At 66.3% G+C, this 16,295-nt stretch carries 16 protein-coding genes and 2 pseudogenes; 9 read left to right on the forward strand and 9 right to left on the reverse strand.

Going from position 1 to position 16,295, the window contains the following annotated elements; translation table 11 throughout:
• The first annotated feature begins 160 nt into the window (after positions 1-160).
• Entirely contained in the window at positions 161-1,153 is a 993-nt protein-coding gene (locus WJ35_RS15215; protein ID WP_069239477.1) for an IS5 family transposase, read from the forward strand.
• A 514-nt stretch (positions 1,154-1,667) separates the two neighbouring features.
• On the opposite strand, the pseudogene WJ35_RS15220 reads toward WJ35_RS15215, so the two are convergent.
• A pseudogene (locus WJ35_RS15220) lies at positions 1,668-1,889 on the reverse strand (transposase); the annotation flags it as partial.
• Between the two features lie 235 nt (positions 1,890-2,124).
• Between WJ35_RS15220 and WJ35_RS30175 the strand changes: the two are divergent.
• A complete protein-coding gene (locus WJ35_RS30175; protein ID WP_059606722.1) occupies positions 2,125-3,360 on the forward strand; it encodes an IS110 family transposase in 1,236 nt (411 codons plus the stop codon).
• A gap of 7 nt (positions 3,361-3,367) precedes the next feature.
• On the opposite strand, the pseudogene WJ35_RS15240 reads toward WJ35_RS30175, so the two are convergent.
• The 3 genes and pseudogenes from WJ35_RS15240 to WJ35_RS15250 form a co-directional block, all read right to left on the reverse strand.
• A pseudogene (locus tag WJ35_RS15240) lies at positions 3,368-4,468 on the reverse strand (IS256 family transposase); the annotation flags it as partial.
• Between the two features lie 231 nt (positions 4,469-4,699).
• The gene (locus tag WJ35_RS15245; protein ID WP_011880004.1) at positions 4,700-5,596 is read right to left on the reverse strand and encodes a manganese catalase family protein; all 897 of its coding nucleotides are present in this window, start codon (positions 5,594-5,596) and stop codon (positions 4,700-4,702) included.
• 263 nt (positions 5,597-5,859) lie between these two features.
• Positions 5,860-6,072: a hypothetical protein gene (locus WJ35_RS15250; RefSeq protein WP_043292618.1), complete on the reverse strand. Its 213-nt coding sequence runs from the start codon at positions 6,070-6,072 to the stop codon at positions 5,860-5,862.
• A 163-nt stretch (positions 6,073-6,235) separates the two neighbouring features.
• Between WJ35_RS15250 and WJ35_RS15255 the strand changes: the two genes are divergently transcribed.
• The 3 genes from WJ35_RS15255 (at position 6,236) to WJ35_RS15265 (ending at position 11,239) form a co-directional block, all read left to right on the forward strand.
• Positions 6,236-7,660, forward strand: coding sequence for an HlyD family secretion protein (locus WJ35_RS15255; protein ID WP_059567934.1), 1,425 nt, complete (start codon positions 6,236-6,238; stop codon positions 7,658-7,660).
• Between the two features lie 85 nt (positions 7,661-7,745).
• Positions 7,746-9,338 (forward strand): DHA2 family efflux MFS transporter permease subunit, encoded by a 1,593-nt coding sequence (locus WJ35_RS15260; protein WP_011880007.1) that lies wholly within the window; start codon positions 7,746-7,748, stop codon positions 9,336-9,338.
• A 50-nt stretch (positions 9,339-9,388) separates the two neighbouring features.
• Positions 9,389-11,239, forward strand: coding sequence for an efflux transporter outer membrane subunit (locus tag WJ35_RS15265; protein WP_230459701.1), 1,851 nt, complete (start codon positions 9,389-9,391; stop codon positions 11,237-11,239).
• Between the two features lie 10 nt (positions 11,240-11,249).
• Here the strand turns inward: WJ35_RS15265 and WJ35_RS15270 are convergent, their stop codons facing one another.
• The 3 genes from WJ35_RS15270 to WJ35_RS15280 all read right to left on the reverse strand — a co-directional run bounded on the left by WJ35_RS15270 (position 11,250) and on the right by WJ35_RS15280 (position 12,860).
• Positions 11,250-11,804, reverse strand: coding sequence for a GNAT family N-acetyltransferase (locus WJ35_RS15270; RefSeq protein WP_172820471.1), 555 nt, complete (start codon positions 11,802-11,804; stop codon positions 11,250-11,252).
• 398 nt (positions 11,805-12,202) lie between these two features.
• On the reverse strand, positions 12,203-12,427 hold the full coding sequence (locus WJ35_RS15275) for a hypothetical protein (RefSeq protein WP_011880010.1): 225 nt from the start codon (positions 12,425-12,427) through the stop codon (positions 12,203-12,205).
• Between the two features lie 64 nt (positions 12,428-12,491).
• Positions 12,492-12,860, reverse strand: a complete 369-nt coding sequence (locus WJ35_RS15280) for an HPr family phosphocarrier protein (RefSeq protein ID WP_011880011.1) — start codon at positions 12,858-12,860, stop codon at positions 12,492-12,494.
• 258 nt (positions 12,861-13,118) lie between these two features.
• On the opposite strand from WJ35_RS15280, the gene WJ35_RS15285 reads away from it, so the two are divergent.
• A complete protein-coding gene (locus WJ35_RS15285; protein ID WP_069239789.1) occupies positions 13,119-13,463 on the forward strand; it encodes a zinc ribbon domain-containing protein YjdM in 345 nt (114 codons plus the stop codon).
• Positions 13,464-13,505: 42 nt separating this feature from the next.
• On the forward strand, positions 13,506-14,342 hold the full coding sequence (locus WJ35_RS15290; RefSeq protein WP_069239479.1) for a spermidine synthase: 837 nt from the start codon (positions 13,506-13,508) through the stop codon (positions 14,340-14,342).
• 48 nt (positions 14,343-14,390) lie between these two features.
• Here WJ35_RS15290 and WJ35_RS15295 read toward each other — a convergent pair whose 3' ends face one another.
• On the reverse strand, positions 14,391-14,579 hold the full coding sequence (locus WJ35_RS15295) for a CopG family transcriptional regulator (protein WP_069239480.1): 189 nt from the start codon (positions 14,577-14,579) through the stop codon (positions 14,391-14,393).
• Positions 14,580-14,652: 73 nt separating this feature from the next.
• Entirely contained in the window at positions 14,653-15,411 is a 759-nt protein-coding gene (locus WJ35_RS15300; RefSeq protein ID WP_069239481.1) for a YoaK family protein, read from the reverse strand.
• Positions 15,412-15,712: 301 nt separating this feature from the next.
• On the opposite strand from WJ35_RS15300, the gene WJ35_RS15305 reads away from it, so the two are divergent.
• Both WJ35_RS15305 and WJ35_RS15310 read left to right on the forward strand, forming a co-directional pair.
• Entirely contained in the window at positions 15,713-16,063 is a 351-nt protein-coding gene (locus tag WJ35_RS15305) for a hypothetical protein (RefSeq protein WP_059475460.1), read from the forward strand.
• Entirely contained in the window at positions 16,060-16,272 is a 213-nt protein-coding gene (locus WJ35_RS15310) for a twin transmembrane helix small protein (RefSeq protein WP_011880017.1), read from the forward strand. Before WJ35_RS15305 ends, WJ35_RS15310 begins: the two co-directional genes overlap by 4 nt.
• The last annotated feature ends 23 nt before the right edge of the window (positions 16,273-16,295 follow it).

The following is a 16,295-nucleotide window of genomic DNA, read 5'->3' on the forward strand; positions in this document are numbered from 1 at the left end:
CATCCCGACGAAACACATGACACAGAGCTTGCCTCGCGATACAGACACGCCTTTGCACGCTATCTGCGCCTAGGGAAACACTGATTTATCCGGCTCGGTGGTCATCGCTGACGCAGCCAAGGACGTTGTAGAAGATAGTTCACGGAACGGGCCCACGACGATGAAACGGCAAATGAGCTTTGCGGAAGCGGAAAGTGCGGGTAAGAAGCGCGTGACCCGGCGCCAGCGTTTCTTGGACGAGATGGAGAAGCTCGTGCCGTGGTCGCGGTTGCTGACGGCGATCGAGCCGTACTATCCGAAGGGTGAGCGCGGCCGTCGGCCGATAGGTCTGGAGCGGATGCTTCGAATCTATTTCCTGCAGCAGTGGTACGGCCTGTCGGACGAAGGGCTGGAAGACGCGCTGTACGACAGCATCGCGATGCGTGCCTTCGCGGGAATCGATCTGGCTGTCGAGAATGTGCCGGATGCGACCACGCTGCTGAAGTTCCGGCGCCTGCTGCTCGAGCATGACCTGACGCGCAAGCTGTTCGATGAGATCGGTATCTCGCTGTGCGAACGCGGGCTGATGATGAAGGAAGGTACCTTGGTCGACGCGACGATCATCGAAGCGCCGTCGTCGACCAAGAACGCCGAGAAGAGCCGCGACCCGGAGATGCATCAGACGAAGAAAGGAAACGCCTGGCACTTTGGGATGAAGGCCCATCTCGGGGTCGACGCCGATTCGGGGCTGGTTCACAGCGTGGTGGGCACGGCGGCCAACGTGTCGGACGTTTCGCAGGCTCACGCCCTGCTGCACGGGCATGAAGAGGAAGCGTTCGGCGACGCGGGCTACATCGGCGTGGACAAACGCGACGAAATGAACGGCAAGCTGGTGAAATGGCGTGTGGCGGCCAAGCGCGGAAAGATCAAGGCGATGCAGGATGGCCCGCTGAAGGATCTGGAGACCACGGTCGAGCGAACCAAGGCGCAAATCCGCGCGCGGGTCGAGCATCCGTTTCATATCGTCAAGAACCTGTTCCGTTATCGCAAGGTGCGCTACAAGGGACTGGCCAAGAACACGGCGCAGCTGTTCAGTCTGTTCGCCCTGGCGAACCTGGTGATCGTACGAAACCGGCTGCGTTCGGCTCATGGGAGCAGTCCGTCATGCGCGTGAAAAATGCGAGCAGGGAGGCTCGTTTACGAGCCAACTGCACCGAAATGAGCGCCGATTCGATTCGTTATCCGGAAAGTTCGACGTCGTCTCACCTGAAACGTCGGCAGTTGGCCCATTAATCAGCATTTCCCTAGACGAGTTAATGGCGCATTCATGGTATTGCCATGTTCTGAACAAGTAACTGTCGCAGGTATTCGGTCCCCGTCAAGACGGTGCTCGATACACGCTTACTGTCCCGAGCTGTGATAGTGAGTATCGAGATCGCAGGTTCGCGGCCAGAAATCGTGGGAGTGAACTTTCTCGTCGGTCATCGTCGAATTATCCGTGCGTATTGCGGTCGCACCTGCATTCCGGATGCATAGTGGTGTTGGCTCTCGTTGGAGAATCATCAGGCAGATGACGCGTATAACGCTAGGAACAGACCCAGAGCTGGTTGAGTATCGAACGGCAGAGAGGGGTTGAATCCGCAGTGAACCTGTCCGCATTTTTGTGGGCGAGGCGGTTGAACAGCGCGTTATCCGCGCGCCTGCGTGAATCGCTCGCCAAACAGGATAGCAAACTGGTTCATCGCTGATTTCCAGTCGAAGGCGGCCCGCACGGTCTTGGCCAGCACGTTGCGCAGCGCCAGCCAGAGCAGCTTGATCGCGGCCTCGTCATTCGGGAAGTGACCACGAGTCTTGATGATCTTGCGCAACTGCATGTTCAGACTTTCAATGGCGTTCGTAACCGGCATGATATAGCCGGTGCCTCGCGTTCCCGCGCCGAGCGGTTTGAGCGTATGGTGTGACCATCCGGGACATGGGGCACTGGGGAGCACTTCGGGTGGGCAGGCCGTTCCTATACGATGAGCCGCGAGCTCGTGTTAGTAGTTGGCCGCCCCTGCGACCCGCCCGGTTGCGCTGCGAGCGCGAATCCGTAGTTGTCGTGCTGTCCCACCGGCTCCCAACAGTGATCTGAAACGGGAGACGGTTATGCGAATCGTAGGGTTAGATGTGTCGCGCTCCGTGGCCGAGATCGCGTACCTGGAGGATGGCACGCTGCATGCAGGCGGCCGCACCGGGTTGCGACGCGATGAACTGGAGCGCTTTGCGGCAAAGCTGCGTGCCACCGATCATGTGGTACTCGAAGCGACCGGCAATACCACTGCCATCGTCAACGTCTTGCGCGCGCATGTCGCGCGTGTGGCGATTGCCAATCCGCTGCAAGTTAGGCTGATCGCGGAGGCTCGCGTCAAGACGGACAAGATCGATGCAGCCGTGCTGGCACAGCTGTATGCGAGCGGTTTTCTGCCGGAAGTATGGATGCCGGACGAGCACACGCTGGCGTTGCGTCGACAGATCGCGCGCCGCTCACAGCTGGTGCGGCAACGTACACGGCTGAAGAACGAGATTCACGCAGTCCTGATTGCACACCTGATCGAGCGGTGTCCCGCCACCGATCTTTTTGGCAAGAAGGGGCGTGCGTGGCTCGGTGTTCAACCGCTGCCACTGGATGAACGACTGGGTGTTGAGCAGCGACTGCGCGAACTGGACCGCCTCGGCGACGATCTGCGCGAGGTGGAGCAAGCGCTCGCGCAAGCGACCATCGACGATGCGCGATTGCGCGTGATGCTAACGATCACTGGCGTGAACACCACAGTGGCGATCGGACTGCTATCGGCCATCGGCGACATCGCGCGGTTTCCGAATCCGGAGAAGTTAGTGAGCTACTTCGGTCTCAATCCATCAGTCTATCAATCCGGTCCGGCACCGGCCAGGCATGGTCACATCACCAAGCGCGGGCGCTCTTATGCTCGGGCGATGCTGGTCGAAGCCGCTTGGGGTGCAACGCAAGCGCCCGGGCCGCTGCGCGCCTTCTTCCTGCGCGTGCGCGATCGCCGCGGCCAGCAAATTGCCGCCGTCGCGACTGCTCGCAAACTCGCAGTAATCGTATGGTATGTGCTGACACGCGGTGAACCGTTCGCGTGGGATCGCCCGGCGTTGACTGCGCACAAACTGCGTGCGCTGGAACTGCAGGCTGGAATGCCGGCGCAGCATGGCCCGCGCAAAGGTTCGGCTGCGGCCTACAGTCTGAAGAGTGTGCGTCAGCAAGAGCGAGCCGTGGCCGAGCAGTCTGAGCGAACCTATCAGAGACTGTTTAACCGGTGGAAACAGTCGCGCCCCAAATCAGACAGCGCGCCGATACGGTGGCCGCAGGCGCGAACATAGCGAACGAGCGAAGCGCGGTGCGGGACTTGTGCATTTCATCCGTTGTGTAGACAACTCGTCGAATCTCCGGCGGAAACACGAAGAACGGTATGACGTGCTCCCATGCACGCTGCCACGACTGCACGATGGTCGGGTACTTCGCGCCCCAAGGGCCGTCAGCGAAGTCTTGCAGTGCCTGCCTTGCCGCCTCCTCGCTGGCGGCCGCGTAGATCGGGCGCAGCGCTGCGGCGAGCGCCTTACGGTCCTTGTAGCTGGCGTACTCGAGACTGTTGCGGATCAGATGCACGATGCAGGTCTGAACGGTCGTGCGGGGATAGGCTGCGCTGATGGCCTCGGCCAGCCCCTTCAGGCCATCGACGACGGCGATCAGGATGTCCTGACAGCCACGCGTCTTGAGTTCGTTGAACACCTTGAGCCAGAACTTGGCGCCCTCGGTCTGCTCGATCCAGAGGCCCAGCACGTCGCGCTGGCCGTCGGCCTGGATGCCCAGGGCCAGATAGACGGCTTTGTTGCTGACCACACCATCGTCACGGATCTTGACCCGCAGGGCATCGAAGAACACCACCGGATACATCGTTTCGAGCGGGCGGCTCTGCCAAGTCAGCGCTTCGGCCATCACCTCGTCGGTGACCGAGCTGATGAAATCGGGAGATACCTCGGTGCCGTAACTCTCGGCCAGAAAGGCCTGAATCTCGCGCACACTCATGCCGCGAGCGTACATCGCGATGATGCGTTCGTCGAAGCCGGTGAAGCGGCGCTCGTGCTTGGGAATCAGGATCGGCTCGAAGCTGCCGTCGCGATCGCGGGGGACTTCGACCCGAACCGGGCCACGATCGGTGATGACCGTCTTGCCGCTGGCGCCATTGCGCTCGTTGGCCTGACCGGGCGGCTTGGACTGGCCTGGTCGGTAGCCCAAATGCAGATTCATCTCGGCACCCATCGCGCGCTCGATGACTGCCTTGTTGAACGCCAGCATCAGGTCCTGAACCTCGGCCGGCGTCATCGGCCCCTTGACCAACTGGTCCAGCAGTTCCTTGGGCAGTTCAGGCAGCGGCCCGCGGGCCGCTGCCTGACGCGCTACAGTTTGCCTTTTCTTCTTCATTGGCATATCCATGACTTTTACACCTCATGATATGCCCCGCCCACGAAATCACGGATAGGTCCTCCGCAGTCGATCCCGGCCGTTGACGAAGTGACGGTTGCCGCGTCGCGGCGCGATGGCATCACGGCGATGCGCCATCGCGGCTCCACGGCTCCACGCCGTCAGAGCATCACATCCTCACGGCAGCGCGGCGCATTCAACGCCACGCCGCCGACTCCTGCCGTTAGCACCTGCCGCTCACCGCCCGCCGTTCGATCCCGCCGCAGTATCCCGCGGTGCGTCGGCACCAAGCTCCGCGCCCGTGATCGGATCGCAGCGCGGGTCCGAAGCGAGACGCCGCGTCATCGCTTCGAGCGCCTGCGATTGCTGCGGTTCGACCACGCCCTTCGCGGCGCCGTCGCCGCCATCGACGGCCGGCTCACCGCGCCGCAACGACAGCGAATCGCCGCGATTCCACGGGCCCGGCACAGGCTCGCCGTCCTGCATGCGGAAGTACACGCGGTCGTAGGGCTCGACCGGCGGCAGCTTGCCCGGCGGGAAGTTCGCGGTGATCGCGTACAGCGCCTTCTCGAACGACTTCTGATGCGATACCTCGCGGGTCATCAGGAAGCCGAGCGCGTCGCGGATGCCGGGATCGTCGGTCACGTTGATGAGCCGCTCGTAGATGATCTTCGCGCGCGCTTCGGCTGCGATGTTCGAGCGCAGGTCGGCGGTCGGCTCGCCGATCGTGTCGATGTACGCGGCCGTCCAGGGCACGCCGCCCGAATTGGTCAGCGGCGTGCCGGCGCCGTACAGCAGCAGCGTCACGTGGCTGTCGTTGCCTGCGCCGTGCAGCTTGCGGTACAGCTCGGCCTGCTCGTCGACGGCCTCGGCGAGTTCGCCCTTCGCGCCGCGATTGAGCATCGCGACCAGCGAGCCGATCACTTCGAGGTGGCTCAGCTCCTCGGTGGCGATGTCGAACAACATGTCCTTGCGGCCCGGATCCTCCTCGGTGACCGCCTGCGTGAAATAGCGCATCGCGGCGGCGAGTTCGCCCTGCGGGCCGCCGAACTGTTCGAGCAGCAGGTTCGCGAGCCCCGGATTGGGCGCATCGACGCGGACCGTGTACTGAAGCCGTGTGTTGTGAATGAACATGAAACCTCCGTTGAAGAAAGGGAGCACACCTGCTACGCAGCCGCGAGCACGACGCGCACCCGTAGTGCTCGGGGCTGCTACGGCGCACGCATCGTTGCCGGGCGGCGTTCGGGTGCTGGACGGACGCAGAAGCCATACTGCTGATGGGGCCGATGCACGGCCCTGCGTCGCATCCGTCCGCGATTTTTCAACGCGTTGTCATTTCTGCCGTCAGCGCGCGAGCATGCGTGCAGCTGCGCGGCGATAGCACCGGGCAAGCGCAGTCAGCGCGTATCGCCGTCGCGTGTGGGCATGTGCGCCCCGGCACCATCGGCCGGTGCGCCTTCATCGGAGGACAGCGGCTTGCCTTCGGCCGGATCGTGCGCGCTGCGCGGCCGCGGCGTGTGCGTGCCGTGCGGCTTTCCTTCGGGGCCGGGCGTGCTGTCGCCGCGGTCCTGTCCTTGCGAATCGGTATCGAGTGAATTCGAACGGGTCATCGGGCTGGCTTCCTGTCGGAACATTGGGGAAGGCGCGCACGCATCGCCCGTGCCGGCGCCTTCGCGTGGCGATCGACACGGCCGGGCGCGCCGTTTGCTCGCCCGCGCCCTCGAGGCCGGCCCGCGCAATGTCGCGCGCGGCCGTTGCCTGGAGCGATGTTCGATGTCAGATGCGACCCTGTTCCCGCTGTCCGATCCGCAGCAAGTCCTTGCCTCCCTCGTGCGTGCTTTTACGTTTACGCCGGCACGACGCGCGGCCGTGTGCGCGTGGCGCGCGCTCGCGCCGCCCCGCGTCCCGGTATCGGCCTACGCCGGTGGTGCGGTCGGACTGGCACCGCGCGTCGCCGTTGCGCGCGCCGGAGACGGCAACGCGGCCGGCGGCGACGACGGCAATGCCGGCCGCGACCGACGCGACGAACGCGATGAGCGCGATGAGCGCGATGAGCGCGACACCGACGCGCCGGGCGGCGGCGGTGACGGCCATCCGCACGACGATCGCGGCGGCCGCACCGGCGGCGATGGCGACGGCGACAGCCATGACGGCGAACGCAAGCGCCCGGGGAAGAAGCCGCTGATCATCCTCGGCGCGGTGCTGCTGGTGTTGCTGATCGCCGGGCTCGTGTGGTGGCTCGCGACGCGCGATCAGGAGAGCACGGACGACGCTTATACCGACGGCAACGCGGTTGCAATGGCGCCGCACGTGTCCGGCTACGTGACGCGGCTTGCCGTCGACGACAACACCTTCGTGCATCGCGGCGACGTGCTCGTCGAAATCGATCCGCGCGACTATCGCGCGCGGGTCGACGCGGCGCGCGCACAGCTCGGCCTCGCGCAGGCGCAGCTCGATGCGGCGCGCGTGCAGCTCGACATCGCCCGCGTGCAGTATCCCGCGCAGTACCGCCAGGCGCGTGCGCAGATCGAGTCGGCGGACGCCGCTTACCGGCAGGCGCTGGCCGCCCAGGAGCGCCAGCGTGCGGTCGATGCGCGCGCAACCTCCCAGCAGGCGATCGACGCCGCCGATGCGCAGCGCGCCAGTGCCGACGCGAACGTCGCGATGGCCCGCGCGCAGGCGCGCACCGCGAGCCTCGTGCCGCAGCAGATCCGCCAGGCCGAGACGGTCGTCGAGGAGCGCCGCCAGCAGGTGCTGCAGGCGCGCGCGCAGCTTGCGACGGCCGAGCTCGATCTGTCGTACTGCGAGCTGCGCGCGCCGTCCGACGGCTGGGTCACGCGCCGCAACGTGCAGCTCGGCTCATACCTGCAGGCGGGCGCGTCGGTCTTCTCGATCGTCACGCCGCAGGTGTGGATCACCGCGAACTTCAAGGAGTCGCAACTCGAGCGGATGCGGATCGGCGATCGCGTCGACGTGTCCGTCGACGCGTATCCCGATCTCGACCTGCACGGCCACGTCGACAGCATCCAGCTCGGCAGCGGCGCGCGGTTCTCCGCGTTTCCGGCCGAGAACGCGACCGGCAACTTCGTGAAGATCGTGCAGCGCGTGCCGGTGAAGATCGTGCTCGACGGCCCGCTGCCGAACCGTCCGCCGCTCGGTCTCGGCCTGTCGGTCGAACCGACCGTCCATCTGAAATGACCGGCTGCCGTGAGGCGGCCCGCTTGCTCCGGAGCGACGCGATGTCTCTGATGCGCATACTCTGCACGCGCCGCGAGGGCCGCCGATGAGCCGGCGTTCCGCTGCGCCGCATTCGTCCGGCAACGGGTGGCGCCCCGCCGCGAACCCGTGGGTCGTCGCGATCGTCGTCACGCTCGCCGCCTTCATGGAGGTGCTCGACACGACGATCGTCAACGTCGCGCTGCCGCACATCGCGGGCACGATGTCCGCGAGTTACGACGAGGCGACCTGGACGCTCACGTCGTATCTCGTCGCCAACGGCATCGTGCTGCCGATCTCCGGCTTCCTCGGCCGCCTGCTCGGCCGCAAGCGCTACTTCGTGCTGTGCATCGCGGCGTTCACCGTGTGCTCGTTGCTGTGCGGCGTCGCGACCAACCTCGGCGAGCTGATCGTGTTCCGCGTGCTGCAGGGTTTGTTCGGCGGCGGGCTGCAGCCGAACCAGCAGTCGATCATCCTCGACACGTTCCCGCCCGAGCAACGCAATCGCGCGTTCTCGATCTCGGCGATCGCGATCGTCGTCGCGCCGGTGCTCGGGCCGACGCTCGGCGGCTGGATCACCGATCACTTCTCGTGGCGCTGGGTGTTTCTGCTGAACGTGCCGATCGGTGCGCTGACGGTGCTCGCGGTGATGCAGCTCGTCGAAGATCCGCCGTGGCGGCGCGGCGCCGAACGCGGGGTGTCGGTCGACTACATCGGCATCGGGCTGATCGCGATCGGCCTCGGCTGCCTGCAGGTGATGCTCGATCGCGGCGAGGACGAGGACTGGTTCGACTCGAACTTCATTCGCATTTTCGCGGTGCTGTCGGCGCTCGGGCTGGTCGGCGCGACGCTGTGGCTGCTGCGCACGAAGAAGCCGGTGGTCGACCTGTCGTGCCTGCGCGATCGCAATTTCGCGCTCGGCTGCGTGACGATCGCGACCTTCGCGTCCGTGCTGTACGGCAGCGCGGTGATCGTGCCGCAGCTCGCGCAACAGCACCTCGGCTACACGGCCACGCTCGCGGGGCTCGTGCTGTCGCCCGGCGCGCTGCTGATCACGCTCGAGATCCCGTTCGTGAGCCGGCTGATGCCGCACGTGCAGACCCGCTATCTCGTCGGCTTCGGCTTCGTGCTGTTGTCGGCCGCGCTGGTGTATTCGCGCCGGCTCGTGCCGGACATCGACTACACGCATCTCGTGCTGATCCGCTGCGCGCAGTCGCTCGCGATCGGCTTCATGTTCGTGCCGATCACGACGCTCGCATATTTGACCGTGCCGCAGCGGCTCAACGACGACGCGTCGGCGCTGTTCACGATGTTCCGCAACGTCGCCGGCTCGATCGGCATTTCGGTGTCGACCGCGTTGATCCGCGAACGCACGCAGGCGCGGATGGCGCATCTGTCGACGCACATGTCGCCGCTATCGCAGAACTTCCAGGACGCGCTGCACGACCAGGCACGTACGGTCGCCGCGCTGTCCGGCGCGCCGCCGTCCGCCGCGTTGCAGACGGCGACCGGCCGGCTGTACGAAACCTTCATCTCACAGGCGACGATTCTGGCGTACATCGACGTGTTCGCGATCCTCGCGGTGTTCTGCGCGTTCAGCATTCCGCTGACGTTCCTGTTCTCGCCGGTGAAGGCCGCTCGCGGCGCGGGAGGGCATTGACGATGAAGACGACGCGCGCATCTCGCGGCGCAGGCGGACGGCGCGTGCCCATGCACGCGATCGCGGCTTGTGTTGCGGCTGCGATGTTCGGCGGGTGTACGGTCGGACCGGATTTCACGGCGCCGAAGGCTGATGTGCCGGCGAATTGGCACGATGTGCAGGGTGGGGCGGCGGCATCGACGCCAACATCCACGCCAACGCCGGGTGCGTCGGCGGCTGCGCCGCCGGCCGAGCGTGCGCGCTCGTCGCCCGTGACCGGTGCGGATCCCGACCCGCGCTGGTGGCGCACATTCGGCGATCCGCTGCTGGACCGGCTCGTCGCGCGCGCCGCGCACGATAACCTCGGCCTGCAGGCTGCGGTGCTGCGCATCGCGCAGGCGCGCGCGCAAGTGCATGCGGCAGCCGCGCAAGGCTTGCCGAACGTACGGGCGAGCGCCAGCTATCAGCGCGAGCAGCTCGGGCTGAGGGGCATCATCGACGAGCAGGGCATCGAGCAGCGCATTGCCGGTCTCGGTGGGCCCGGCGCGCGCGGTGCGATCGACGCGCTCGAAGCGCCGGTCAACCTGTGGCAGGCCGGCTTCGACGCGTCATGGGAGCTCGACCTGTTCGGGCGCGTGCGCCGTTCGCTCGAGTCGGCCGACGCGCAGGCGAGCGCCGCGGTCGCGAGCCGCGACGACGCGCTGCTGTCGCTCGAGGCCGAAGTCGCGCAGACCTATCTGCAACTGCGCGGCGCCGAAAGTCAGCGCGCGTTGGCCGACGAGCTGGAGCGCGCGCTGCGCGATCTGCTCGACCTCACGCGCGAGCAGGCGGCGCACGGCCTGGCGAGCGACCTCGACGTGCGCAGCGCCGACGCACGGCTCGCGCAGATCCGCGCGCAGTTGCCGCAGTTCGATCAGCAGATCGTGCTGTTGCGCAATGCGCTCGCCTATCTGGTGGGTGGCGCGCCGGGCGCGCTCGACGACTGGCTCGCCGCGCCGCATGCATTGCCGCAGGTGCCGCCCATCGTGCCGGTCGGCCTGCCGTCGACGCTCGCGCGCCGGCGGCCCGACATCCGCCGCGCGGAAGCCGACCTGCATGCGGCGACGGCCGACGTCGGCGTGGCGGTCGCGCAGTTCTATCCGGATATCTCGCTGACCGGTCAGGTCGGGTTGCGCGCCGCGCACGTGCGCGAGCTCGCGCACTGGTCGCACCTGTTTTATTCGTTCGGGCCGGCGGTGTCGTTGCCGATCTTTGCGGGCGGTCAGCTGGTGTCGAACCTGCGCTTGTCGCAGGCGCGCCAGGCGGAAGCCGCGCTCGCGTACCGGCAGGCCGTGCTGGTGGCGCTGCGCGACGTCGACAACGCGCTGGCGGTGTACCGCACCGACCAGACGCGCGCGGCCGCGCTCGACGATGCGGTCAGAGCCGAGCAGGGCGCGCTCGAGCTCGCGCGCGACCGTTACCGCAAGGGGTTGTCGCCGTTTCTGGACGTGCTCGACGCGGAGCGTCAATGGTCGGAGGGGCGGCAACAGGCGGTGCAGGGCGCGTTGCAGACGACGACGGATCTCGTCGCGCTGTACAAGGCGCTCGGCGGTGGGTGGCAGACGTCGGGTACGGTTGGGGCTGCGAAGGTGAGGGATGTGGCGTCGAGGGATGTGGTGCCGAGGGATGAAGCGTCGAGGGATGAGGCGTCGAGGGATGAGGCACCGAGGGATACGGCGTCGAGGGATACGGCGTCGAGGGATGCGGCACCGAGGGGTGCGATACCGGGCGATGCGGCGTCGAGGGATACGGCGTCAAGCGATGCGGCATCGAGGGATGTGGTGTCGAGGGATGTGGCACCGAAGGATTCGACACCGGGTACGGCGACACCGAGCGATGCGGCGTCGCCGTCACGCGCGGCCACATCAGCCGCGTTTCAATAGCGCGCGGCCCTCACAGGCACGCGCGCGAGAACAGCAGCGAATCGGCGTCGTTGAAGCGGATGCGCACCGGATCGGCATAGCCGGCCTTCTGCGCCACGCGGATCGACGCGGTGTTGGTCGGCGCGATCAGGCAGACGCTGCGCTCGAAGCGCTGCTGCGCATCGAGCCAGTGCAGCGCGTGCGTGAGCGCTTCGGTTGCATAGCCTTTGCCGTGCGCCCAGCTCGCGAGCGCCCAGCCGGCCTCCGGCACGCCGCGGATCGACGGCTCGACCGCGCGGTGGAAGTCCGCGAAACCGAGATCGCCGACGTAGCGGCCCGACGCCTTCTCGCGAATCGCCCAGTAGCCGTAGCCGAGCAGCGGCCACAGTCCGCGATACGCGAGCAGCCGCATCCACGAGTCGCGCGACGCCGACGGCTTGCCGTTGAAGATGTGCGCGACGACGGTCGGCTCGGTCCACATTGCGGCGAGCGCGTCGAAGTCGCCGAGCGGATGGCCTTCGAGTATCAGGCGCGGGGTGTCGAGAATGGGCGGGGACGTGACGGGCGGCAGGGCGCTGGATGTCATCGGGCGTTCCATCGGGAAAGACGGGCGAAGGCGGCACGCGGCGTCGCCTTCGGGCTGCCGTACGATACCGCGGAACGCGCTGCGGATGCGCAAAGCCCCGCCTGTATCGTGGAATCCGCGCGTGTCGACGGCCGTCGCTACCCGTCGTTCTCGCGACGCTGTCGCGTGCGATCGCGCAGGCGCTCATCGAGTGCCGCTCGCTTGCCCGTCACGCGAGGCGTGCGGACCGCGGACTTGCGGACTTGCTGACTGGTGGGCTTGCAACTCACAGACCCAGAGACCCGCAGACTCGCGCGGCGACGCCCCGCGGAGCGTCGCCAACGAGACCCTGCTCATGCCCACGTACGGCCCGCCCGCGTACTGGCGCGACGCGTCAGCAGCCGCATGCCGGCCGCCGACTACTTGCGGCTTTTCAGAAAATTGCGCCCGTGCGCGGTGATCGACGCGCCGGAGCGGCCGTTCGCCGAATGGCTGACGAAACCGGCGCCGACGAGTTCGTGCTCGACCGACCAGCCGAGCGCCGGCGCATCGCGGCCATAGCGCACGTCGGCGAGGCGCTCGAGCGCCCACAGTGCGGCGGCCGACAGGTTGGGGGTGTTGGTGGACGTGGCGTTGTCGTTCATCGCTTCCTCTGGCTGGGTGATTCGGGGTGGACGGCACGGGGCCGTGGGGCCGGACGACGCAGCGTCAGCCGGCCTGCAGCAACGGCAACAGCGCCTGAAGCGCGGTGTCCTCGTCGCGGCCGGTGGCCAGCAACTGGGCGGACGTGCCGCCGTGCAACTGCAGCGCCGCGATCGCGGCGGCGTCCTTGGCGGCGGCGCTGACGCCGTTGGCGATCAGCAGGATGTCGCTTTCGAAGCGGCGAGCCGCCGCGACCAGCGCATCGCGCGCATGGCTCGCGCGCTTGCGGTTCCATGCCGCACCGATTTGGACGTAGACGACGGTTGCCACGATGCGGATCAGCGGCGAAGCGCGCGGCCGGAACGGCGCGCGGCGGCCGGCAGGCTCGGCGTCGCGACCGCGCGGCCTCTGGCTCGGGTGCTTGCGTCGCTGCATCGTGCGACCAGCCTGGCTGCATCATCTATCTCGAACATGTCGGCATCCTCGGTTAAGCGGCGATCAAGTCCGGCGAACGATCGGAGTGGGAGATTATAATACGTACACCAGTTTATGTGTATGGCATTATAATGTCGTGCGCATGATCTGCGGCCTGTCGAACGTCGGCGGGCCGCTGCGACATGCGATCCCGGCGCCGGTTTGCGCGCCGGTATTTTTTTGTCGATTGACCCGAACCCCCACCGAATGGAAGCCGCAATGAACACCGTCCCCTCATGCCCGCAATGCGCGATGGAAAACACGTACCCGGACGGCGCGCTGTTCGTCTGCCCGGACTGCGGTCACGAATGGTCGGCGAGCGCCGGCGCCGACGCGGGCGACGAACCTGCGGGCAGCGTCGTCAAGGATGCGAACGGCAACGTGCTGTCGGATGGCGATTCCGTCGTGCTGATCAAGGACTTGCGCGTCAAGGGCTCGTCGATCACGTTGAAGATGGGCACCAAGGTGAAGAGCATCCGGATCGTCGGCGGCGATCACGAGGTCGATTGCAAGACCGACATGGGCGGCTTCATGCTGAAGGCCTGCTACCTGAAGAAGGTCTGAGCGCGTAATGGCGCGGAGCGCCAATCGCAAGGCTTGCCGAACATGAGCGACGATCGGGCATCGTACGATGCATTCCTGCGTTTTCTGGCGACGCCGATGAGCGATGAGCGACCCTTCGTGCTGGAGACGCAGCACGCGGTGTCGCTGCACTTCGATCATTTCGGCACGCAGAGCTTCATGTCGCTGAAGGATCCGGTCCGGCTCGAACTCGGCTACACGCGCGTGATGATGGGCTTCCTGCTGCTGCAGCCGGCGCCCGCGCGCATCAGCATGCTCGGGCTCGGCGGCGGATCGCTCGCGAAGTACTGTTACCGCCACTTGCCCGGCAGCTCGATGGAGGCGGTCGAGATCAATCCGCAGGTGATCGCGCTGCGCGACGTGTTCAGGATTCCGCACGACGATGCGCGCTTCGCGGTGGTGTGTGCGGACGGCGCCGACTACGTCGCGCGTCCCGACGTGCGAGCGGACGTGATCCTGCACGACGCGTTCGTCGCCGACGGCACGGCCGGCCGCTGCACCGGCGCCGAATTCCTCGACGCGTGCCGTGCGCGGCTCAGTGAAACGGGTGTGCTGGCGATCAACTTCATGAACGACGATCCGGCGCTGCCGCGGCATCTCGAACAGCTGCGCGCGGTGTTCGACGATTCGTACTCGCTGGTGCCGTGCGGCGACGACAGCAACTTCGTCGCGTTCGCCTGGAAGAACGGCAACCCGTTGCCGTCGTTGCGCGTGCTGCTCGAGCGTGCGCTCGCGTTCGGTTCGGCCGGCGAGCTCAAGCTCGCGTCCACCGCGCGGCGCATGAAGGCGGGCGAGGGTATCGACCCGGCGCGGCTGGTGTGGCGCGCGCGCGAACATCCCCGCTGGGAAATCTGCATGTGACGGCGTGACGGCGTGGCGCGTGACGGCGCCGCCGCCATGCGCGCAGCGTTATTTCCGTACCCGCTTCGCGACCGCGCTCTTGGTCTTGTAGCTGATGCCGTGCGTGTCGAGATACTCGCGGATCAGTTGCCGTACGACTTGCGACGGCGTCAGATCTTGTGCCGAGCAGAGCATTTCGAATGCCTCTTTCTTGGCGGGATCGATCAGGACGGTCAGGCGTGCGGTTTTCGTTTCCATCGTCAGGCGTGCGTATTCGATAGGTTGATCGGATTGAAATTCGTCGGCATTGGCGGCCGGGCCGGGGCCGCGCTCAACGCCGGCGTTCGAACCATGTGAGCAGATCGTCGATCACGGGCATCGCGGCGAGCATGACCAGCACGCCGGCGAGCGGGACGGTCGACACGTAGCCGACGTGCTTGAAGCCGATTGCGCCGCTCAGGCCGCCGACGAAGAACGACGCCAGCATCGTGCCGTGGGTCCGCAGCTTCGCGCGGTTGGCAATGACCGCGTGCGCGTCCGGATCGACCGCCGATCGATTCCAGTAAAAGAGCTTGCCCAACTCGATCCCGAGATCCGTCACGATGCCGGTCATGTGCGTCGTGCGGATCTCCGCGCCCGACATCTTCGTGATCATCGCATTCTGCAGCCCCATGATGAAGCACAGCAGGATCACGGTCACCGGGACGAAGAACGCCTCCCACAGCGCGAGGTGGCTGCCGAGCAGGCCGAACAGGAGCAGCAGCGCGGCCTCGACCAGCAGCGGCAGCACGTACTGGCTTTGCAGGCTCCGGCGCCGCCCCCAGTTGACGAGCACCGCCGAGCATCCCGCTCCGACGAGAAACGATGCCAGCGAACCGATGCCGGCGAGCACGAGCCGGACATCCCCGAGCGCGGCCTGATCCGCAATCGCCGACACGATGCCGCTCATGTGGGACGTGTATTGCCTGACCGCAAGAAAGCCGCCGGCATTGGTTGCGCCGGCGACGAACGCGAGCGAGAAGCCCAGCTGGCGATTGGCGGGTGCGCTCCGGTGTTTTCCGGTCAGACTCAGGAAGTACTGCGCTGGCATATGGGTACGGGGTTCGCTCGATCGCCCGGATCGCCGGGCACGGACAGGGCGGCACGCGCCGGTGCCGGCCCCGGACCTGCGGGCCGGCGGCAAACGGTGCCGGATCGCTTGCATCATCTGCGACACATGATAATTACATTATCATACTCTGTTAGTCAGACCGCACTTTAAGTACAATGTCTCGCGATGCCGACAGAGCGTGTTTTTCGGCCGGCATCGTTCGCGCAGCCGGTCGCCGGCTGCTTCCGGATCGATCCGGCCGCACCCGCCACCCGTTCGCAGTTCGCTCGATATCCGCATCATGACCCCCATCAAGTTCGTTCTCCGCTACACGGCGATTCCGTTCGTGGCCATCGTGGCCGTCGTCCTGTGGGCGGTCGTGCCGTCGTCGAAGGAAATCGACGCGCGGCAATATGCGGCGCTGTCGCGCGGATACGCGAACTTTCCGCTACCGTTGCGGCATGAGATCTCGGAATCGATGGCCGACGGGCGGATCAGCGACGGGCGTTATCAAGCGCTCGTGCGCGATTCGCTCGGCAATGGCGTCGCGCTGGACTGGCCGGCATCGGGCGTCGCCGACGTCGCGGCCGAGCGGCAAAAACTCGCCGAACTGCTGAAGGCCGATCCCGGCCTGGAGGACCATCGACAATGAAGGTTGCACTTGTTTCAACGGCTTTCGTGCTGATCATCGGAAGCCTGATCTTCGCGCTGTATTTCATGAACCACGACCGCGGCAAGAGCAAACGGATGGCGTGGTCGCTCGCGGCGCGCGTGGGCTTGTCGGTCACGCTGTTCCTGTCGCTGTTGATCGCGTACAAGCTCGGGTGGATCGAGCCGACCGGGTTGCCGATCGGGCGGTGACGGGCGCTGCGGCGGGTTTCTGC

This window comes from Burkholderia ubonensis, from assembly GCF_001718695.1.
Lineage (GTDB): Bacteria > Pseudomonadota > Gammaproteobacteria > Burkholderiales > Burkholderiaceae > Burkholderia > Burkholderia ubonensis_B.